This window comes from Geothrix alkalitolerans, assembly GCF_022808885.1.
Taxonomy (GTDB): domain Bacteria; phylum Acidobacteriota; class Holophagae; order Holophagales; family Holophagaceae; genus Geothrix; species Geothrix alkalitolerans.
Genome location: NZ_JAKZLE010000001.1, coordinates 625,435 through 646,579 on the forward strand (window position 1 = coordinate 625,435; position 21,145 = coordinate 646,579).

Sequence of the window (21,145 nt, forward strand, 5' to 3'; positions counted from 1 at the left end):
GAAGGGATGCCCGATGCGTCTCGCCACCCGTCCGACCACCCCCTGCTCCGCAACCTGAACGCGCCCCAGCGGGAGGCCGTCTGCCATGCCCACGGGCCCCTGCTCCTCCTGGCCGGCGCCGGGTCGGGCAAGACCACCGTGATCACGCGCCGCATCGCCTGGCTCATCGAGGAGGAGGGCGTCCACCCGGGCTCCATCCTGGCCATGACCTTCACCAACAAGGCGGCCGAGGAGATGCGGGAGCGCGTGCAGCGGCTGGTTTCCGTGCCCGCCGCGCAGATGTGGGTGAGCACCTTCCACAGTTTCTGCACCCGCATCCTCCGCCGCGAGGGTGAGCGGACGCCCGTGGGCCGGGACTTCGTGATCTTCGATCCGGCCGACCAGAAGAGCCTCATGAGGCAGGTGCTGGCGGAGCTGAAGCTGCCCGAGAAGCAGTACCACCCCAAGCGGGTGCTGGAGCTGATCTCCGACTTCAAGAACCGCTGCCTGCTGCCCGAGGAGGCCCGGGAGGAGGCCCTGGATCCCTGGACCCGCCGGGTGCTGGACGCCTACGACCTCTACCAGAAGGGCCTGCGGAACCACCGGGCCTGCGACTTCGACGACCTGCTGCTCTACACCGAGCGGCTCTTCCGCGATCCCGTCATGCAGGCGGCCTACGGTGAGCGGTTCAAGTTCATCCTCGTGGACGAGTACCAGGACACCAACCGCGCCCAGTACCTGCTGGTGCAGCACCTGGCCAAGCGGCACCACAACTTGTGCGTGGTGGGCGATGAAGATCAGTCGATCTATGGGTGGCGCGGCGCGGACATCCGCAACATCCTCGACTTCCAGCAGGACTTCCCCGAGGCCGTGCGCATCGAGCTGCTGCAGAACTACCGATCGACGAAGAAGATCCTGGACGCCGCCTCGGAAGTGATCTCCAACAACTCCCAGCGCGTGGAGGGCAAGGGCGCCCTGAAGACCGACCTGGGGGAGGGCGAGACCATCACCTTCAAGTTGGCCGACGAGGGGCGGCAGGAGGCGGAGTGGGTCGTGCAGCGCATCCAGGAGCTGCGCTACCGCGATCCCGAAGCCAAGGTGGCCGTGCTCTACCGGGCCAACTGGCAGTCCCGGCAGATGGAAGAGGCGCTGCGCGCCCAGAACCTGGCCTACCGGCTGGTGGGCGGCGTGAAGTTCTACGAGCGCCAGGAAGTGAAGGACCTCATCTCGTATCTTCGCCTCGTCTCGAACCCCTTCGACCTGGTGAGCTTCCGGCGCTGCGTGAACGCGCCGACGCGGGGCGTGGGCCCCACCACGCTGGGGAAGATCGAGGGCGCCATCCCCGAGGGCGGCACACCCCTGGAGGGGCTGGCCGTGCTGCTGCGGTCGGGCGAGCTGAAGGGTCGCGCCCAGCGGGAGATGGGCAAGTTCCTGGACCTGTTCCGCCGGGCCGCCGCAGAGCGGGAGGCCCAGGGCCTCTCGGGTCTGGTGAAGTGGGTGCTCCAGGAGAGCGGCTACCTCCAGAGCCTGGAGGACGAGGCCACCCTGGAGGCCGAGGGCCGCATCCGCAACCTGGAGGAGTTCCTCAGCGCCGCGGCGGAATCCGAATCCCTGGGCCTGCGCCTCTCCGAGTTCCTGGACCGCATCACCCTCGCGGCGGACGCCGACCAGGTGGAGGAATCCGCCCACCTCAGCCTCATGACCATCCACTGCGCCAAGGGCCTGGAGTTCCCGTACGTCTTCGTCATCGGCATGGAGGAGGACGTCTTCCCCAACCGAAACGCCCGGGAGACGCCGGAAGGGCTCGAGGAGGAGCGCCGGCTCTTCTACGTGGCCATCACCCGCGCCCAGCGGCGCTTGACGCTGAGCGCCGCCCGGCGGCGGCGCGTCATGGGCACCGAGATGCTCTCCATGCCCAGCCGGTTCCTCCGCGAGATCCCCGCGGAGACGCTGGCGGCGCCCATCCGCTGGGGCACGGAGCTCTACCAGTCCGGAGAGGGCGTGCGGCCCGGCAGCTCCTTCAGCCGGGGCGCCGGCGGATCCTCCGTGGCCACGGAGCTCCAGCGCATCCGCAGCTTCTTCGACCGGGTGAAGGAGCAGGAGCAGGCGCCGGTTCCGTCAGCGGATTCAGAAGGCGACAGGTTCTCCGAACCTGCCGAATCAAAGGATCCGACGGCGTTCGAGGCGGGCACACGGGTGCGGAGTCCGCGCTTCGGCGAGGGCACCGTGCTGGCGGCCACCGGCCGTGGCGAAGGACTCACCTACACCGTGAGGTTCGACCAGGGCGGGGACAAGCGAATCATGGCCCGCTTCGGGGGATTGGTGAGAGCCTGAGCAGGATCACAGCAGATCCGCCAGCGCGTCGGCCGCTTCGGTGAACAGGAACTCGAAGCCCAGGGCCCTGGCCCGGGCCGGAACCACGAAGGCACCCTGGAGCAGCAGGGCGTCGGCCATGTCGCCCAGCACCACTTTCATGGCGGCGGCGGTGAGGCGTCCGGGGACCGGCAGGAGGGGGCGGTGCAGTTGCCGCGCCAGGAGATCCGTGAAGGCCTCGTTGTCCAGGAATCCCGGTGCCGTGCCGTTGAAGGGGCCTTCCCATGCGTCGTTCCGCGCGGCCTCCAGGAACATGGCCACAAGGTCATCCCGGTGGATCCAGCTCAGACCCTGCTTTCCCGACCCGAGCGCACAGCCGAGGTAGTACCGCACCGGCAGCGCCATCTTCGGAAGGGCGCCGCCCTCACGGGCCAGCACGACCCCGGTGCGGATGCGGACCACGCGCACCCCGATCGCCGAGGCGGCCATGGCCTCCGCTTCCCAATCCCGGCAGGTCTCGGCGAGGAACCCGGTCCCCGGCGCGGCGCCCTCGTCCACGGGAGTCCTGTCACGGGCCCCGTAGTAGCCGATGGCCGAGGCGTTCACCAGGACCCTGGGTGGTTTCTGGCAGTCCCGCATGGCTTCCACGAGCCGACGGGTCGTCTGGGTCCGGCTCTGCCGGATGGCGGCCTTGCGGGCCACCGTCCAGCGCTGGTCGGCGATGCCTTCGCCCGCCAGGTTGATCACGGCGTCCGCGCCGTCCAGCAGGGCCGGAAGATCCTCCCATCCGTGGGCATGGGCGCCAGCGGGCAGACCTGCGGCCGCGCGACGGGTCAGCACATGCACCTGGGTCCCCAGGTCCAGAAGGTCGCGGACGAGTGGCCGGCCCACCAACCCTGTCCCGCCGGCGACCACCACCCGATTCAGGACCTTCGGTTCCACAGCGCCTCCCGGGGAAACACCGACTCGATTGTCCATGGAAAGGCCATCGGATGAGCGGTACACCCCAGTCGGTTCATAAAAAAGCGGCGCGGATGATTTCCGCGCCGCTTTCAGAGATCGAGGAAGACTACTTCTTGGTGGTGGTGAACTTGCCGTCCGCCCAGCCGTGGCAATCCTTGCACTGGGCTTCCTTGTACTTCGCGACCATCTTGGCGGCGGCGGCATTGAACTTCTTGTCCTTGGGGGTGCCCTCGTGGCAGGTGGTGCACTTGGCGCCCTTCACGGTGGTGGGCTTGGCCATGGCGGGCACGGTGCACAGGAAGGCGGCAGCGGCGAGGAGGAGGATGGAACGGCGCATGGAATCTCCTGGGGGGTGGGCCGCAGTGCGCGGCGGTAAGGGGATGTCCCCATTCTGCATCGAGTGTCACGGGTTTGTATCCAAGAGATTCTGTCTCGATTCGCAGGGCTGACCGCTACGCTGGTACCTGGCTTTGGGCCTCGGTGGCCCCCCTGCCGAGGTCTCATGCGCTACCTTTTTTCCAACCTGCCGCTCAACCTGGGAGAAGAGGCGCTCGACTTGACCGTTCCCCTGGCCCATGCCCTGGGGGGGAAGCCGGAGGAGTACCAGGCCGTCACCCTCGAGCGGCGCAGTCTTGACGCCCGTCACAAGGGCGCCATCCGCTTCCTGACGACCCTCAGCTTCGAAACGGACCGGAAGCTGGACCTGGGCCCCATGTCCGGCGGCTTGAAGCTGGAGGCGGCGCCGCCTGCCACGCCCTATGCAGTGGCCCCACCGCCGCGCCGGCCCCGGGTCGTGGTGGTGGGCAGCGGTCCTGCCGGTACCTTCTGCGCCCTGCGCCTGCTGGACTACGGCATCGAGCCCGTCGTGCTCGAGCGCGGCCCCGCCATGGGCGAGCGCGTTCAGGCCATCGCGGGCCTGTGGAAGGATGCGGTGCTGGACCCCGAGGCCAACGCGCAGTTCGGTGAAGGCGGGGCGGGCACCTTCAGCGACGGCAAGCTCACCACGCGCATCGGCCACCCGGCCACCCGCTACGTGCTGGAGGCCTTCGTGCGCTTCGGGGCAAACCCCCGGATCCTCTATCTGGCCAAGCCCCACGTGGGCACGGACGTCATCCGCCGATGCACGGTGCTCATCCGGAAGGAGGCCGAGGCCCGGGGGGCGCAGTACCGCTTCAGAGCCCGCCTGGCGGACGTTCGCTTCGACGGGGAGGGCCGGGTCTGCGCCGCGGTGCTGGCTGATGGCGAGGAGATCCCCTGCGAAGCCCTGGTGCTGGCGCCGGGCCACAGCGCCCGCGACACCTTCGAGATGCTGCACGGCCACGGCGTGGCCATGCGCCAGAAGCCCTTCGCCATGGGCGTGCGGGTGGAACATCCCCAGGACCTCATCGACCGCTCCCAGTACGGCCCCAGCGCCGGGCATCCCTCGCTGCCCGCCGCGGACTACAAGCTGGTCTGCAACTTCGGCCTGAACCGCGCCGCCTACAGCTTCTGCATGTGCCCCGGCGGCGAGGTCATCCAGTGCTCGAGCGAGGCAGGCGGGGTCGTGGTGAACGGCATGAGCAACGAGAAGCGCGACTCGGGGTTCGCCAACTCCGGGCTGGTGGCCAAGGTGAACACGGCGGATTTCGGAAGCGACCATCTCCTCGGCGGCATGTACTTCCAGCGGAAATGGGAACAGGCCGCGTTCCGCGCCGCGGGCGAGACCTACGGCGCTCCGGCCATGTCGGTGCAGGATTTCCTCAAGGGCCGCGCCACGGGCCGCCTCCCCCGCACCAGCTTCAAGCCCTTCGCGGTGGCCGCCGATCTGCGCACCTGCCTGCCGGACTTCGTGCGGGACCAGCTGGCGGGCGCCCTGCCCACCTTCGATAGGAAGATCCACGGCTTCGCCAGCAGCCAGGCCATCCTGCTGGCCATCGAGAGCCGGACCAGCAGCCCCATCCAGCTTCTGCGGGGGGAGGATGGCCAGTCCGTCTCCCACCCGGGTCTCTATCCCTGCGGCGAGGGCGCCGGCTTCGCCGGGGGCATCACCTCCGCCGCGGTGGACGGCATCCGCGTGGCCGAGTGGATCGCCCAGTCCGCAGGCGCCCCCGTGTTCCAGCCCTTCGAGAAGCAGGTGCGGGCCGGGGACCTGGCGAACGAGTACTAGGGCCTGTTTTCAAAGTGGGACGCCGCCGCGACGCTGCCCAGCCGCGCTCATGGCAAGGCGGCGGCCGAAGGGCGATGCGGGACATCGTTCGAGGCCGGCAACGCAGCCAGGGGTGCGGCTGGGCAGCGTCCCGGAGGGCAAGGGGCGGCGCCCGGCGCGATTCTGCGTCAAGCTCCTCGACGATGGGTCCACCATCGCCTTCGTCGCTTTCCTTGCCTCGCTTGGGCGGCGCCCCTTGCGCGGCCACGCCCCACTTTGAAAACAGGCCCTAGGGGCGCTTCGTCCGTGCGGGATCGACGGCGGGCTCCTGGAGCCTGAAGGGGATGGGCAGCCTGAACCAGGCCCACCGGGCCGTGCCGTCCTGGACCACCGGAGCGAACCGCCACTGGAGCACGTACTGCAAGGCCGTGGCGCGCAGCTCCTGGGGCCCGTTTTCGACGACGGCCCGGACCGGGCGCCCCTCGGGGTCCACGGTGACGATCACCAGGACGGTGCCCTGGAGGCCCTTGGCCTTGGCCAGGGGCGGATAGGTCGGGGCGAGGGGCTGGTGTCGGATCTGGTCCTTGCTGAAGGCCACCTCCACGGGCTTCGGCAGGGGCGAGGGCGGAATCGGGATGGCCAGGGGCGCGGGCGTGCCGATGAGGGTCCGGGCCGCCTGAGCCTTGCCGAGGAGCGACAGGGCGATCAGGGAGGCGATCCGCGAGGCCTCCGCCGGGAGCTCCTGCCCGGCAGCGTGGGCGGAGAGGCTGGCACCCGTCCAGCGGTACTCCTCGTCCCGGGGCATTCCCTCCAGGTCCGTGAGCCGCTCCAGGGTGCCGTGGATGGCGAGGAGGTGCGCCCCTTCGGGCAGGGACGTGGCCTCCATCGTGAGGTCGAGCTTGTAGGCGCCCTGACCGGCGGCCTCCGAGGGGGTGAGGACGCCGAGGCCGCCCTCCTTCAGGCGGGCCGCGAGGTCCGCCTCCAGCTTCGGCAGATCCAGGCCCGGGGCCGTGCCCTGGAGCGACAGCCGGACCGCCCGCACCGGGCCCTTGGGGACGACCGGGGCCGGCGCGGCCAGGAGGCAGGCGGGAAGCAGGAGGGCGACGGGTCGGATCATGGGGGCTCCAGATCCCCATGATCCCAGGAAGCGGCCTAGAATCACCCATCGCGGCGTCGGCCCGACGCGCGGACCATCCGCCCCGGAGGAACCATGTTCGAATCCGCGGAGCTCGGCCACAGAATCGAGAAGGAGGTGTGGGAGCGCGAGGTTCCCCTCCTGCGGGAGGCGCTGCTGGACGCCCAGTACGATCTGTCCTCGGCGAAGTTCCCCGTCATCATCCTCGTGGCGGGCGTGGACGGGGCCGGCAAGAGCGAGACCGTGAACACCCTCAATGAGTGGATGGACCCGCGGCACATCCAGACCCACGGCCTCGCGGAGCCCTCCGACGAGGAACGCGAGCGGCCCCACATGTACCGCTACTGGCGCCTGCTTCCGCCCAAAGGCAAGATCGGCATCTTCGACGGCTCCTGGTACACCTGGCCCATCCTGGAGCGGGCCTACGGGCGGATCAAGACCTCGGACCTGGACCAGGACATGACCCGGGTGGCGCGCTTCGAGCAGATGCTCATCCACGAGGGCGCGCTGGTGCTGAAGTTCTGGATGCACCTGGGGAAGGACGTGCAGAAGAAGCGCCTGAAAGGGCTGGAGAAGGATCCCAAGACCCGCTGGCGGGTGACGCCAGGGGACTGGAAGCGCTTCGAGATGTACGACACCTTCCGGGAGGTGTCCGAGCGGGCGCTGCGGTCCACCAGCACGGGGGATGCCCCCTGGATCGTGGTGGAGGCCACCGATCCCCGCTACCAGCGGCTCACGGTGGGGAAGATCCTGCTGGAGCGGCTGAGGGCCCGGCTCGACCAGCCGGCGCCGGTCATCCCCATCCTGCCGAGCCACCCGGCCCGCAAGCCCATCGATGACGTCAACATCCTGCGGGCCCTGGACCTGACCCGGCGGATGGACAAGAAGGACTATGAGGACGAGCTCCTCACGCTGCAGGGGAAGCTGAACCTGCTCACCCGCCATCGGAACTTCCGGAAACACGCCGTGGTGCTGGCCTTCGAGGGCGTAGACGCGGCGGGGAAGGGGGGCGGCATCCGCCGCGTCACCCAGGCCCTGGACGCCCGGCTGTACCAGATCCACCCCATCGCGGCGCCCACAGAGGACGAGCGGGCCCAGCCCTACCTCTGGCGGTTCTGGCGCCACCTGCCGCGCCGCGGCCGGGTGGCCATCTTCGACCGCAGCTGGTACGGCCGGGTGCTGGTGGAGCGGGTGGAGGGATTTTGCTCCGAGACGGACTGGCAGCGGGCCTACAGCGAGATCAACGAGTTCGAGGACCAGATCGTCCGAAGCCGGAGCATCCTCCTCAAGTTCTGGCTCTCCATCAGCCAGGAGGAGCAGCTCCGCCGCTTCCAGGAGCGCGAGACGACCCCATTCAAGCGCTTCAAGATCACGGATGAGGATTGGCGCAACCGCGAGAAGTGGCCGGCCTACGAAACGGCCATCTGCGACATGCTCGACCGCACCAGCACCGAGATCGCCCCCTGGACCCTGGTGGAGAGCGAGGACAAGTACTACGGCCGGATCAAGATCCTCCGGACCATCGTGAAGCGGCTGGAGGATGAGCTTTAGGGGGCTGTCGGCTGTCAGTTGAAGAACCTGACAGCCGCCTTGACTGATAGCTGATAGCCGAGAACCCTAAACCGCCCGCTCCTTGCCGAACACCCGGTCCAGAACCAGGCCGGCGGTCTCCTCGATGCTGCGGCCGGTGACGTCGAGGACGGGCCAGCGGCGGTGCTGCTTGAAGACCTCGTCGGCGTAGACCAGCTCCTCCAGGATGCGGCCCAGGTCGCTGTAGGTGTCCGCGGTGCCGGTGGCGCCCAGGCGCTTGAGGCGGTAGGCGCGGATCTCCTGGAGGCGGTCCGGCTGGATGGTGAGCCCCACGATGCGGCCCTGGGGGATGGAATCGAGCTCGGGGGGCGGCGGCACGCCGGGCACCAGCGGCACGTTGAGCACTTTGTAGCCTTCCATGGCGAGGTACATGGAGAGCGGCGTCTTGCTGGTGCGGCTGATGCCCACCAGCACGATGTCCGCGTCCGGCAGGCCGGCCATGTCGATGCCGTCGTCGAACTTCAGCGCGAACTCGATGGCCTCGATGCGGCGGAAATACTTGTCGCCCACCGCGTGGAAGCTGCCCGGGCGCTCCTCCGGGCGCTCCCGGAGGTAGAGGGCCAGGGTGTCCAGCAGGTTGCCGAAGAGGTCCACCTGGGTGAGCCGCAGCTCCGCACAGCGGTCCGCGAGGTAGAACCTCATCTCCCGAGACACCGTGGTGTGGATGATCACCGCCCGCTTGTCCGCGGCCAGCTGGAGCACCCGGTCCATGTCCTCCTTGGACCGCACGTTCTGGAATCTCCGGACCAGCGCGGAGCCCTCCCCCTTCGCGAATTGGGTCAGCGCCGCCTGCACCATCCGCATGGCGGTCTCGCCGGAACCACCGGACACCACGTAGATGGGCTGCCTGTCCATGGGAATGAGCATACCCTGGGGCGATGGAACCGCTGTCCCGTACCATCGTGTGGCTGGCGCTCGCCCTCCCAGCGGGAGTGGCCCTCGGCGGCCTGGCCCTCGTCCTCGTGCGCCTGGCGCGGCTGCACCGCCGGGCGAAAGCCGATCCCGAAGCCCTCCTGCTCTCGGCGGTGTCCGGCAGCCTGCGGGAGCGGGGCGAGCTGGCGAACTCCCTCGGGGAACTCCGGACCGTCCACGAGCGGCTGCTGGACGCGCTCCCCATGGGCGTGCTCTGGGTGGATCAGCGCCAGCGGCTTGCGGCGCTGAACCAGAGGGGCTGCGACCTTCTGGGGGTGAGGCCCGGCGTGGTGGGCCTGGAGGCGGCGTTCGTGCTGGAGCCCTTCCCCTGGCTTCGGGAAGCCCTGGGGCGGGATCCCGGCCCCCCCTGGCGGTGCGCCGCCGGCGGGCGCCGCTGGCGGCTCCAGCGCATCGAGGCTCCGGATCGCATCGGCGCGCTCGTGCAGTTCGAGGATGTCACCGAGGCCGAGGCGGAGGCGCATCGCCGCCAGCTGCGGGAACGGTTCGCGGACCTGGGCGAGATGACCGCGGGCGTGGCCCACCAGCTGAAGAACGGGCTGGCGGTCCTCAAGGGCCGGGGCCAGATGCTGAAGCGGAGCGGCCACGGCGAGGCCGCGGAGGCCCTGCTGGAGGAGACCGAGGACCTGGAGCGGCTCGTCCAGCGGTTCCTCCAGTGGGCGAAGCCGCTGGATCCGGCCGCGGAACCGCTCCGTCTAGAAGAGACAGCCGCCCAGGCGGTGGTGGAATTGAAGCGCCGACCGGTGAGCCAGGGCCGCGTCCTGGCGGTGGAGGGGGAAGGGGAGGCCACGGGCGACCCGCTGCTGCTCCATCAGGCCCTGGTGAACCTGCTGGAGAACGCCTGCCAGGCCACGTCCCTGGGCGGCCGGATCCTGGTGAGGGTGGCCCAACGGCGGATCGACATCCTGGACGACGGTCCCGGGCTGTCCGAAGACACGGCCATCCGCATGCTCCGGCCCTTCGAGAGCGGCCGGCCGGACGGGACGGGGCTGGGGCTCCCCCTGGCGCTGAAGTGGCTGAACGCCCAGGGGGCGGACCTGCGTCTGGCGCGGCGCGAGGGGGGCGGCACCTGCGCGGAGATCCGCTGGTAACTTGTTAGCCATGCGCATCGCCCTGCTCCAGCTCAACGCCCGCCTGGGAGATCCCGAAGGCAACGGCCGGATCCTGGAGGCCGCCTACGCGGAGGCCGTGGCCGCAGGGGCGGAGCTGGTCCTGGCGCCGGAGCTCGCCATCCCCGGGTACCTGGCCGAAGACCGGCTCTGGGAACAGGGGCTGCGCCACCGGATCGAGCGGGAGTCCCACCGGCTGGCCGCCCTCTCCGGCGCCGTGCCGCTGCTCTTCGGCACGGCGCGACCCGCGCCCTCGGGCCGCCTCTGGAACGAGCTCTGGTGGTGCGAGGGCGGCACCCTGCGCCACTGCGCGCACAAGCGCGTGCTGCCCAGCTACGACATCTTCGACGAGCACCGCTACTTCGAGCCGGACCTTTCGCCCCAGCCGCTGGTGGCCTTCGGCGGCCACCGGATCGGTCTGTCCATCTGCGAGGACCTCTGGGCGGATCCGCAGCTGGGCAATGTGCCGGTGGACTACGGCCTCGATCCCATCGCGGATCTGGTCGCCGCGGGCGCCACCCTGATCCTCAACGCCAGCGCGAGCCCCAGCGCCCTCGGGAGCTGGCTGCCGCCGGGGCGGTCGGCCCCCTGGGCCATCCCTTCGAAGGACGCCCAGCGCCAGCGCCTGCTGCCGGGGCTCGCCCGGAAGTACGCGGTTCCCATCGCCTACGCCAGCCGGGTGGGCGCCGAGAGCTGGCTGCTCTTCGATGGCGGATCGGGTCTCGCCCTCCCCGATGGGCGCTGGCAGGGCTGCGAGCCGTTTCACCAGGGCCTCTTCATGGTGGACACGGGGCGGTCCGGCGCGGCCTGGCGGCCCGTCGAGGAGGGAGCGTGGCTGCGGACAGCCCTGGTGCTGGGCATCCGCGAGAACCTGGCCAAGCAGGGGCTCGAGGCGGTGGTGATGGGGATGTCCGGCGGCATCGACAGCGCCGTGGCCGCGGCGCTCGCGGTGGAGGCCCTGGGTCCGGGCCGCGTGATGGGCGTGGCCCTGCCCACACGCTTCAGCAGCGGGGAGAGCTCAGCCCTGGCGGAGCAGCAGGCCCGGCAGCTCGGCCTGGGCTTCCTGCACATCAACGTGGACGCGCCGTTCGCGGGGTTCACCGCCGCGCTGGAGCAGGCGCTTCCCGGCCGCGCCTTCAGCCTCACGGACGAGAACCTGCAGAGCCGTTGCCGCGGCAGCCTGCTCATGGCGCTGACGTCGGAGCCCGAGGTCCACCGCCGCCTCGGCACCGGCCGGGTGGCCGTGCTGAACACGGGCAACAAGAGCGAAGCGGCCACCGGATACTTCACCCTCTACGGCGACGGCATCGGGGCCTTCGCGCCGCTGGGCGACTGCCTCAAGGCCCGGGTGTACGCCGTGGCGCGGGAACTCGGCGAGGCCGTGCCCCGCGGCGTGGTGGAGCGCCCCCCCACGGCAGAACTGCGTCCGGACCAGACGGACGAGGCCAGCCTGCTGCCCTACGCCCAGCTGGATGCCATCCTGGGCGCGGCGTTGGAGGCCCAGCGACCCGAGGAGGGCCTCGCCGAGGACCTGGCCCTGCTGCTGGAAGGCTCCGCCCTGGCCCAGGCCAGAGCCTCTCTGCCCCGCATCCTGGGGCTCCTGCGCCGGATGGAATTCAAGCGGCGCCAGCTCCCCTTCGCATTCAAGGTGAGCCCCAAAGCCTTCGGAGCGGGCAGGAGGATTCCCCTCACAGCATTGTGAGAAGCCGCGTCGCCGCGCTATCCTGGCCCTTCGTGCCGGTGTGGCGAAATGGCAGACGCGACGGACTCAAAATCCGTTTCCCCCTAAAGGAGTGTCGGTTCGAGTCCGACCACCGGTACCAAGCGAAGGGCCCCGCAGGGGCCCTTCCTCATGTCCAGTGGCCAGCCAGCCGCGGCGGGAACCGGAGTCCGACCACCGGTACCATCCATGGGTCCCGGCGGGGCCCTTTCCCAATTGCTGGCAGGGAATAGGTGGGAAATCACAATCTTCTTGATCTGGATGTCGTTGAAGACTACATTCACCTGGAAGTCCTCTGTGGAAAGATCCGCGTGGTGCACGCCTGCTCGCGCCGGCCTCTGTTCGGATCCCCAACCTGTCGCCGCGAAAAGGATCTGGCCCATGGATGTTGTTTGGAACACCCGCTACAACACGGGCATCCAGGTCATCGACGAGCAGCACCAGGAACTCTTCTCCACCGTGGATCGTCTCAGAAGTTCCGTCCAGTCCGGGGCTGACCGGACGGAGGTGGAGTCGCTCCTGGCCACGCTGGTCAGCCACTCCGAGCGCCACTTCGCCACGGAGGAATCCTTCATGGCGCGGTATGCCTACCCGGATCTGACCCAGCACGTGGCCGAGCATGCATCCATGCTCACGAGCCTCCACGAGCTGCTCAGCAAGTTCCAGGAGAGTCCCCACGCCCTGGCCCTGATGGTGCCGACCTTCATGGAGGGCTGGCTGAAGCACCACATCAGTGACGGGGATTTCGGGTTCGTGACTTTCCTGAAATCGCGGAATCTGGCCTGAGCGGTTCGGCATGACGGCCTGGTGAAGGTCGTTGGGAATTGCCGGAAACTTTTCGGGTAAAAAAGGCACTTGAGTCGCTCGAGCAGAATCGGAGATCCTTGGTCTTCCCCTGCCGCGGACGACCGGAATAAACCGGGACCCGTATTTCTAATTGACGGCCAATTCCCCTGGCCCCAGGAGCGATCATGAACCGACGTTGGGCAACCTTCACGCTGACGGCCCTGGCCTGCGCCACGGTCGCCTCGGCCCAGACCTCCTCCACGGCCGGCGCGGTGCGCGGCGTGGTCCGGAACAAGGCGGGTCAGGTGGTTCCTGGTGCGAGCCTTTCCCTGCGGAACCTGGAGACGGGCCTGGTCCGCACGGCCACCACCTCTGCCCAGGGCGAGTACCAGATCGGGCTGCTGCCGGTAGGCAACTACGAACTCACGGTGGTCGCCGCCGGCATGCGGACCTTGAAGGACACTCGAGTCCAGGTATCCCTGGGCCAGAACACCGTCGCCAACTTCAGCCTGGATCTGGCCGAGGCCTCCGCCATGGTGGAGATCGTGGCCTCCTCCCAGACCCTGGACACCACTCAGGTGAACAGCGTCACCGCCGTGGACAGCAAGCTGGTGGAATCGCTTCCCCTGGCGGGCGGCCGCGACTTCACGGCCCTGGTGCAGCTCACGCCCGGCTCCGTCTACGACTCCGACAACAACCGCGTGTCCATGGAGGGCGCCCGCGGCATCCAGAACAACCTCACCATCGACGGCGCCTCGTACCAGTCGAACTTCTTCGGCGAGCAGCGCGGCTCCACCCGCATCCCCTTCGCCTTCGGCGCCGACACCATCAAGGAACTCCAGATCATCACCAACGCCTTCGACGCCCAGTACGGCAACGCGGCGGGCGCGGTGATCAACGCCGTCTCCAAGACGGGCACCAACGAGATCAGCGGGTCTGCCCTCTACCAGGTCCGCCCCAAGTCCCTGGTCGCCAAGATCCGGCCCGTGCCCTACGATCCGCGCGGGACCACCAACACGGACAAGGCCCTGACGAAGAACTTCACCCAGACTCAGTTCAACGTGAACGTGGGCGGTCCCATCATCAAGGACAAGCTGTTCTTCTTCGTGGGCGTCGAGACCTACAAGTACAAAGAGGACATGACGCCGGACTTCGCCATCGGCACCTCCACCTCCACGAACCTCGCGGCCTTCAACGCCTTCATCGGCACCTTCGGCGGCCTGGTGATGGGGAACGACGGACGGACCCTGGCCCAGGAGGGCGGCCGCAGCTACACGAACGACCGCACCAACACCGTCTACTTCGGACGCCTGGACTGGACCATCAACGAGAATCACCGGGCCACCTTGCGCGTGAACGCCCAGGACTGGAAGTCCGAGAACGGCACGACCTCCTTCACCAGCACCTTCGCCCCCACCACGGGTCAGACGCAGCAAGGTTTGGAGAAGAACAGCGGCCTTTCCTGGGTGGCCGAGCTGAACAGCATCTTCGGTTCGAACCTGGTGAACGAGGCCCGCATCCAGCGCGCCATCGAGCGCCGCCCCCGCTACGCCAACACCACCGCCTCCCCGGAGTTCCAGGTGAACAGCGGCTTCACGGCGGGCCAGAACAACTTCCTCCCCAACGGACTGGACGAGTACAGCTGGCAGGTCATCGACAACCTCACCTGGAGCCAGGGCGACTGGACGGTGAAGGGCGGCGTGGACCTCCAGTTCTTCGACTTCAAGAACACCTTCTTCCGCTACCAGAACGGCTCCTTCCAGTTCGGGAACTACGCCACGGCCAGCCGCTGGGCCGCGGGCACGGTGGGCACCGGCGACACGCTGGTCTACCAGGGCGCCTTCAGCAACTACGGCGGGGCCATCTCCTACAAGTCCAAGCTCTTCGCCGGGTATGTCCAGGGCCAGTATCAGGGCCTCCTGGACCGCCGCCTGCTCCTCAGCCTCGGCCTCCGCGCCACCCGCGAGGACCAGCCTGACAACCCGCGCCCGAATCCGCAGTTCGCCGGGTTGGACCAGGCCAACGACACCACCTCGTACGATCCCCGGTTCGGCTTCACCTACGACGTGAAGGGCGACGGCAAGACCCTCATCCGCGGCGGCTACGGCTGGTTCTCGAGCCCGAACGCCAGCCTCACCGTGTCCAACACGATGAACAGCAATGGGAACACCACCTCCACCTACCGGATCTCCAACGGCACGTCCACCAATGCCCTGTTCAACTCCGGGCCCCTCTCCTACGCCAACCGCGTGTCCGGAACCACCCTCACCCGGCTCGACCCCACGCTGCTTGCCACGGTGGGCAACACCAACTCGAAGCAGGGCCAGGTCTGGGATCCCCGGAACGACCTGGCGGTGGCCAAGCGCGCCGCCCTGGGTGTGGAGCATGCCTACGACAGCGGCTACACCGTGGGCATCCAGGGCGTCTATGCGAAGTTCGAGAACCTCCAGTACTTCGTCAACATCAACCTGAACCAGACCGGGGCGCCCGCCGGCTCGTACTACAACGATGGCTACCCCCTCACCACCAACCAGTTCGGCGGCACCCGCCCCGGCAGGGCCGTGGTGGCGGGCCGGGTCCTGGATTTCACCGGCTTCGGGGACGTGTTCCTCAGCCGGAACGATGGAGAAGGCAAGTACCAGGCCCTGATCCTCACGCTGTCCAAGCGGGCCGAATCCGGGTGGGGCTTCACCTCCAACGTGACCTGGTCCAAGGCCCGGGACAACAACTCCAACGAGCGCACCACCGCCAGCGCCAGCTCGGATTCCAACGTCAACAACCCGGCGGATCCCCTGGCCACCTACGCCTACAGCGACAACGACCGTCGCTGGCGCGTGGTCTTCGCCGGCTATTTCCCCGTCTACTGGGGCATCCAGGGCGCCGTGAACTACAGCTACACCTCCGGGCGTCCTCACAGTTCCTTCAACACCGGGCGCACCATCGCGGGCGTCTCCTACTCCGGCGACCTGAACGGCGACGGCGCGACGAACGACTACAGCCCCAGCACCGAGCGCAACCAGTTCCGCCAGCCCTCGGCCCGCAGCCTGGACCTGCGCCTGAGCCGGGACTTCAAGATCGCCCGCCGTTTCGAGGTGCAGACCTTCATCGACATCTTCAACCTCCCGAACTGGGCCAACCAGCGCACCACGCTGACCACCGGAACCCAGGGCAACAGCACCGTCGGCTTCGTCCCCGTGAGCGATTTCGGCTTCATCAACCTGCCCGATCGCAGCACCCGCGAGGTCCAGCTCGGCGTCCGGGCCAAGTTCTGATCCGGTCGCTTTGATCCGGTTGCGTCACGAAGGAGGCCTCGCACCCGCGGGGCCTTCTTCATGATGCAGGATCCTCATTTCAGGGTGATGACCGTGGCGCCGGCGCCGCCCTGGTTCTGGGGGGCGTCCTCCACGCGTGCGATGCCCGGATGGCCGCGCAGGGCTTCGCGGACCGCCGCCTTCAGCCTGCCGGTGCCGTGGCCGTGGACGATGCGGATCATCCGCCGCCCGGAAGCCAGGGCCTCCTCCACGAAGCGGTAGATCTCGCTGTCCACGTCGTCGCTGGCCCGGCCGATGAGGTTGATCTCGGATTCGATGTCCAGGGCCTCGGCCCGCACCCGCACCTTGCCCGTGGGCTTCGGCGCGGCCTCCCGTGCTCCGATGGGCTCCAGCTCGCCCAGGCGGCACTCCAGGCGGCGGCCTTGGGGCGTCTCCAGCGTGGCCCGATCCCCCTTGATGGAGATGACCTTGCCTTCGACGCCCAGACCCCGGTGGCGGGCATAGCCGCCTTCCCGGACTTCCAGGGGGGTTGCAGGCTTGGCCTTCATGCCGCGAGGCGTCAGCTCGACTTCCGCCAGACGCGTGAGCTGCTTCACCCGCTCGTGGGCCTCGGTGCCCAGGCGATCCGCGTTCACCTGGGCCGACTTCTGGCGCTCCTTCAGTTCCTTCACGAGCCGCTTGCCCTCGTGGTCGAGGAAGTCCAGCACCCGCGCCACTTTCTCCTTCGATTCCTGTTGGAAGGCCTCCCGCTCGGCGCGCAGCCTCTCCTCCCGCTGGCGGAGGATCTCCCGGTCCTTCTCGGCCGCGGCCACCTGCTGGCGCAGGGTCTCGGCCTCCTCCAGCAGGCGCGTGCGCTCGGCCTCCAGCTCCCGCAGGAAGTCCCTCCAGTCCTGCTCCCGCTTTCCCAGCACCTTGTCGGCGTGGTCCAGCACCGCCTTGGGCAGGCCCAGCTTGGCGGCGATGGTGAGGGCGCGGCTCTGACCCGGCTGGCCCACCAGCAGGCGGTAGGTGGGGGCCAGGCGGTCCTCGTCGAACTGCACAGAGGCGTTCTGGAAGCGGGTGTGGCGCAGGGCCCACTGGCTGATCTCGCCGAGATGGGTCGAGCAGAGGATCCAGCAGCGGCGGCGCGACAGCGTCTGGAGCATGGCGATGCCCAGGGCCGCACCCTCCTTGGGATCCGTGCCCGTGCCCAGCTCGTCCAGCAGCACCAGGCCGCCGTCATGGACGTTTTCCAGGATCTTCTTCAGATGCAGGACATGGCTGCTGAAGGTCGAGAGGCTTCCCGTGATGGTCTGGTGGTCGCCAATGTCGGCATGGAGGCTGGGCAGGGCCGGGAAGCTGGAGCCTTCCTTCGCCGGCACGGCGCAGCCGCAGGCGGCCAGCACCGAGAGCAGGCCCACGGTCTTCAGGACGACTGTCTTGCCGCCGGTGTTGGAGCCCGAGATGACGAGGCCGGGCTTCTCCGCCTCCAGCACCAGGTTCAGGGGCACCACCGCGTGGGGCAGCGACTCCAGGCCCATGGCCTCGCGCACGGCGGGCAGCAGCATGGGGTGGCGGGCCTCCAGCAGGCAGAGCCGGCCCTGCTTGGGGTCGGTCTCCACGTCCGGCAGGCGGCCGTCGCAGAGAGCGGCCCAGCGCAGCAGGGCGAGCCCCTGGTCCGCCTGGGCCTGGAGGTCGCGCCAGCGGGCGAAGTCCTCCCGCCGGCCCCGCAGCTCCGCCAGCAGGTCGCGCAGGAAGGCCTGCACGGCCTGGGCGTAGTCGCGGTCGGCCTCCACGAAGGCGTTGTTGAGGGGCACGGCCTCCATGGGCTCGATGAAGACCGTGGCGCCGCTGCCGCTGCGGTCCAGCACCAGGCCGGGCACGAGGCCGCGCCGCTCCTGGCGCACGGGCAGGCAGAAGCGCCCGTTGCGCTCCACGATGGTGGCCTCGTTGAAGGCGTCCGGCGTGGCCCGCAGCAGCTTCTGGAGCTTGGCCTGCACGGCCTGGAACGCGTCCTGGCGCCCGCGGTGGAGGCTGGCCAGGGCGGGGATGCGCAGAGGGTCCAGGCGACCGTCGGCGTCGAAGCTCTTCGCCAGGCGCTCGGCAATGGGGCCGGGATCGGGCAGCAGGGCCGCCGTCACCTGGAGGCGGTCGATGCCCAGGTGGGTGCCCGCGGGTGCGGGACGGGCCTCGGGCCAGGGCAGGGCGGCCAGGCTCTGCAGCAGGCGGGCCATGGCCCGGAGGCCCTCCCGCAGCTGCCGCCAGTGCTCCGGCTGCAGCCAGCCCGCCGGGTTGAGCAGCTCGTCCAGGGCCTCGTCCATGGGGAACACGGGGAGCAGGTCCGGCGACTGCATCCAGAGATCCTGAAGCTCCATCTGATGGAGCCGCCGCAGCCCCGCCAGCCCGTCCCAGGGTTGCATGGCGCCCAGTGCCGTCCGGCCCGGCGCCGTGCGGGCGCCGGTCTGGATCAGGCGCACGGCATCGGGGAATTCGAGGGCGTGGAGTTCAGGGTTCATGGGGCGCAGTCTTCAATCCTCAGGTTTCAGTCTTCAGTAAAACAAAAGGCCCGCGTCCGCGGGCCTTTTGTTATCGCAGCGCGACTGCGCTGCGCCGTGTGATCAACCGATCATCCGGCGCTCCTGCGCGAGGCGCTTCAGGGTCTTCTTGCGGGCGGCGAGCATCTTGCGCTTGCGCTTGGTGCTGGGCTTCTCGTAGTGCTGGCGCTTCTTCAGCTCGCTGAGGATGCCGGACTTCTCGCACTTCCGCTTGAAGCGGCGAAGGGCGAACTCGAAGGTTTCGTCTTCTTTGACCTTGACCAAAGGCATGTGGATGCACCTCCTTTCCCGTGGATTTGGCCGCCATCTGCCAGGCAGGGACGGACCGAACGAAAAGTCTACTACACCAAAGGGCTTATGGCGAGGAGGAATCCCTCCCGCTACCCTGGATCCTCACTGCTTCTTCACGGAACCCCATGCCGCGCCCCCTTCTGCTCATCGTGGATGGCGAGTCCCTGCGGACTCCCGGCCTGGTCTCCGCGATGGAGGGCGACGGCTGGGAAGTCCGATGGATCCGCCACGACGGGACTGCGGCCTTCCTCGAGGGCGGCCAGGACCCGGACCTTCTGCTGCTGGACTCGGCGGCCCCCGGGGGCACGGATGGCGACCTGGTCCAGCATCTGCGCACCAGGAATCCACGGCTGCCGGTGCTGGTGCTGACTGAAGGCTCTGGAAGCGGCGACAAGGCCGAGGCCGGGGTGCAGGAATACCTGGAACGGACCCGGCCCGACGGCGAGATCGCCGCCATCCTCCGCCGCTACCGTCCGGAGGTCGCCAAGCTCACGACGAGCGACATCTTCGGTGACCTGCTGGCCGACTTGGAGGTGGGGCCGGGACCGGCTTCCCCGAAGGCGGAACCGAAGGCCCAGACAGCCCACCCTCCTCTCAGCGCCGCGGAGATCTTCGGCCGCGTCATCGAAGAGGTGGAGGCCCCGCCGGAACCGGTCCAGGGGAGGAACCTGGTGCGGGTGGTCCCGGCCATGGCCTCGGCGGCAGGCGCTTCCCGGCCCGCGGTTCCGGCCGACGGCCCGCTGGGGCCGTCGGAGTTCACGCTGAGCGGCATCTCTGGCGTCCATGATCCCTTCGCCTGGTCCGGCGGTCCGGCTGGCGCCCTTGAGGCTCCTCCGACGCAGGAAGCCGCCCCGGCGGTCACGGGAACGCCCGAGGTCCTGGAGGAGTACGGAAACTACTTCCTGCTGGAGAAGATCGCCATCGGCGGCATGGCGGAGCTGTTCAAGGCCCAGCAGCGGGGCGTGCAGGGCTTCCAGAAGATCGTGGCCATCAAGCGCATCCTGCCGCACTTCAGCGACAACGAGGACTTCGTCACGATGTTCATCGACGAGGCCAAGCTAGCGGCCCAGCTGACCCATCCGAACATCGCGCAGATCTTCGACCTGGGGAAGGCCGGGAACTCCTACTACATCGCCATGGAGTACGTGAACGGCCGAGACCTCCGGACGCTGCTCCGGAAGGTGCGGGAATGCGGCCACCCCTTCCCCGAACAGGTGGCGGCCTTCGTGGTGATGAAGGTGGCCGCGGCCCTGGACTACGCCCACCGGAAGCGGGGATTCGACGACAGGGAGCTAAAGCTGGTGCACCGGGACATCAGCCCGCAGAACGTGATCCTCTCCACCGACGGCGCGGTGAAGCTGGTGGATTTCGGCATCGCCAAGGCGGCCAGCAAGGCCAGCCACACCGTGGCCGGGGCGCTCAAGGGCAAGCTGCTCTACATGAGCCCGGAGCAGGCCACGGGCCAGGTTCTCGACAACCGCTCGGACCTCTATTCCCTCGGGCTGGTGCTCTTCGAGCTGCTCACCGGCGAGCGATGCTTCCAGGCGGATTCGGAGCTGGGCGTCCTCGAGAAGGTGCGGCTCGGCCGGGTGTCCGATCTGCACACGCTGAATCCGAACGTGTCGAAAGAGATGGTGGCCATCGTGAACCGGGCGCTCCAGAAGAGCGTCGATCACCGCTACCCGTCGGCCCGCTTCATGGAGCGCGACCTGCGCGACTACCTTCAGCAGCAGGGGCCGCCCATCACCGAGCACGATGTCGCGGAGTACATGCAGGCCCTGCTCAACGGCCCCCTCGAGCGCCTGGAAAGCCTCCTGGCGACGCGGTTCCCGCGCCCCGCCGGCGCCGCGAGCGGCATGCAGCAGGTCCTGGGCCTCAGGACGGAGACCGCCGTCCGGATGGCCCCGGCCCCTGGGGCTGGCGAGTCGTTCGAACCTGTCCTGGAGCCCCTGGAGGCCCTCGAGCCCATCGAAGAGATGCCCTCCCGGCCCCGCTGGATGCTGCCGGTGATCCTGGGGCTCGCGGTGATCCTGGTGATCCTGCTGGCCATCGCCCGCTGGTCCTGAGCCTCCGGTCCTGAGCCTCCGGTCCTGAGCCGGTGGCCCCGGACCCCGGACCCGGATAAGATCAGCTTTTCCGAACAGCCTTGAAGCCCCCGGGAGTACCCATGGATCTGAGCCAGGATCAGAAGGCCTTCTACGAGACCACCCGCGAGCGCTGCCGCTCCGAGGTGTCCCAGATCAACAACACCATCGCCTCCGAAGTGCAGCGCGTGAAGGATCTGCTCACCAGCCTGAGCAACCGCAAGACCGCCGTGCTCCAGATGTACGGTGCCGCCTGCGAAGTGCTGGGCGAAGAGAACGACCTCGCCGAAGAGTCCATCGATATTGAGTTTTAG

The 21,145-nt window shown here is 68.7% G+C and carries 15 protein-coding genes and 1 tRNA gene; 10 read left to right on the forward strand and 6 right to left on the reverse strand.

The features are described from left to right. The first annotated feature begins 6 nt into the window (after positions 1 to 6). Positions 7 to 2,313, forward strand: a complete 2,307-nt coding sequence (locus tag MLJ35_RS02775; RefSeq protein WP_243382808.1) for an ATP-dependent helicase — start codon at positions 7 to 9, stop codon at positions 2,311 to 2,313. Between the two features lie 6 nt (positions 2,314 to 2,319). On the opposite strand, the gene MLJ35_RS02780 is transcribed toward MLJ35_RS02775, so the two are convergent. Both MLJ35_RS02780 and MLJ35_RS02785 read right to left on the reverse strand, forming a co-directional pair. Further along, positions 2,320 to 3,234, reverse strand: coding sequence for a TIGR01777 family oxidoreductase (locus MLJ35_RS02780; RefSeq protein ID WP_243382810.1), 915 nt, complete (start codon positions 3,232 to 3,234; stop codon positions 2,320 to 2,322). A 127-nt stretch (positions 3,235 to 3,361) separates the two neighbouring features. Beyond that, on the reverse strand, positions 3,362 to 3,592 hold the full coding sequence (locus MLJ35_RS02785) for a cytochrome c3 family protein (protein WP_243320366.1): 231 nt from the start codon (positions 3,590 to 3,592) through the stop codon (positions 3,362 to 3,364). 165 nt (positions 3,593 to 3,757) lie between these two features. On the opposite strand from MLJ35_RS02785, the gene MLJ35_RS02790 reads away from it, so the two are divergent. Continuing rightward, positions 3,758 to 5,401: an NAD(P)/FAD-dependent oxidoreductase gene (locus MLJ35_RS02790; RefSeq protein WP_243382811.1), complete on the forward strand. Its 1,644-nt coding sequence runs from the start codon at positions 3,758 to 3,760 to the stop codon at positions 5,399 to 5,401. Between the two features lie 268 nt (positions 5,402 to 5,669). On the opposite strand, the gene MLJ35_RS02795 is transcribed toward MLJ35_RS02790, so the two are convergent. Beyond that, entirely contained in the window at positions 5,670 to 6,497 is an 828-nt protein-coding gene (locus MLJ35_RS02795) for an energy transducer TonB (protein ID WP_243382813.1), read from the reverse strand. 93 nt (positions 6,498 to 6,590) lie between these two features. On the opposite strand from MLJ35_RS02795, the gene pap reads away from it, so the two are divergent. After that, positions 6,591 to 8,066, forward strand: a complete 1,476-nt coding sequence (gene pap, locus MLJ35_RS02800; protein ID WP_243382815.1) for a polyphosphate:AMP phosphotransferase — start codon at positions 6,591 to 6,593, stop codon at positions 8,064 to 8,066. 66 nt (positions 8,067 to 8,132) lie between these two features. On the opposite strand, the gene MLJ35_RS02805 is transcribed toward pap, so the two are convergent. After that, positions 8,133 to 8,960 (reverse strand): pyruvate, water dikinase regulatory protein, encoded by an 828-nt coding sequence (locus MLJ35_RS02805; protein ID WP_243320370.1) that lies wholly within the window; start codon positions 8,958 to 8,960, stop codon positions 8,133 to 8,135. A 23-nt stretch (positions 8,961 to 8,983) separates the two neighbouring features. Between MLJ35_RS02805 and MLJ35_RS02810 the strand changes: the two genes are divergently transcribed. The 5 genes from MLJ35_RS02810 to MLJ35_RS02830 all read left to right on the forward strand — a co-directional run bounded on the left by MLJ35_RS02810 (position 8,984) and on the right by MLJ35_RS02830 (position 15,922). Next, positions 8,984 to 10,126, forward strand: a complete 1,143-nt coding sequence (locus MLJ35_RS02810) for a sensor histidine kinase (RefSeq protein WP_243382816.1) — start codon at positions 8,984 to 8,986, stop codon at positions 10,124 to 10,126. Between the two features lie 10 nt (positions 10,127 to 10,136). After that, on the forward strand, positions 10,137 to 11,846 hold the full coding sequence (gene nadE / locus MLJ35_RS02815; RefSeq protein WP_243382818.1) for an NAD(+) synthase: 1,710 nt from the start codon (positions 10,137 to 10,139) through the stop codon (positions 11,844 to 11,846). Between the two features lie 34 nt (positions 11,847 to 11,880). Further along, positions 11,881 to 11,967, forward strand: a tRNA-Leu gene (locus MLJ35_RS02820). 278 nt (positions 11,968 to 12,245) lie between these two features. After that, a complete protein-coding gene (locus MLJ35_RS02825; RefSeq protein WP_243382820.1) occupies positions 12,246 to 12,650 on the forward strand; it encodes a bacteriohemerythrin in 405 nt (134 codons plus the stop codon). Positions 12,651 to 12,835: 185 nt separating this feature from the next. Next, the gene (locus MLJ35_RS02830) at positions 12,836 to 15,922 is read left to right on the forward strand and encodes a TonB-dependent receptor (protein ID WP_243382822.1); all 3,087 of its coding nucleotides are present in this window, start codon (positions 12,836 to 12,838) and stop codon (positions 15,920 to 15,922) included. 74 nt (positions 15,923 to 15,996) lie between these two features. Here MLJ35_RS02830 and MLJ35_RS02835 read toward each other — a convergent pair whose 3' ends face one another. Continuing rightward, entirely contained in the window at positions 15,997 to 18,417 is a 2,421-nt protein-coding gene (locus MLJ35_RS02835; RefSeq protein WP_243382823.1) for an endonuclease MutS2, read from the reverse strand. A 102-nt stretch (positions 18,418 to 18,519) separates the two neighbouring features. After that, positions 18,520 to 18,726: a 30S ribosomal protein S21 gene (rpsU, locus tag MLJ35_RS02840; RefSeq protein WP_026852993.1), complete on the reverse strand. Its 207-nt coding sequence runs from the start codon at positions 18,724 to 18,726 to the stop codon at positions 18,520 to 18,522. Between the two features lie 146 nt (positions 18,727 to 18,872). Between rpsU and MLJ35_RS02845 the strand changes: the two genes are divergently transcribed. Together MLJ35_RS02845 and MLJ35_RS02850 are read left to right on the forward strand one after the other, a co-directional pair. Continuing rightward, on the forward strand, positions 18,873 to 20,813 hold the full coding sequence (locus MLJ35_RS02845) for a protein kinase domain-containing protein (RefSeq protein ID WP_243382825.1): 1,941 nt from the start codon (positions 18,873 to 18,875) through the stop codon (positions 20,811 to 20,813). A 101-nt stretch (positions 20,814 to 20,914) separates the two neighbouring features. After that, a complete protein-coding gene (locus MLJ35_RS02850; protein ID WP_243288001.1) occupies positions 20,915 to 21,145 on the forward strand; it encodes a hypothetical protein in 231 nt (76 codons plus the stop codon).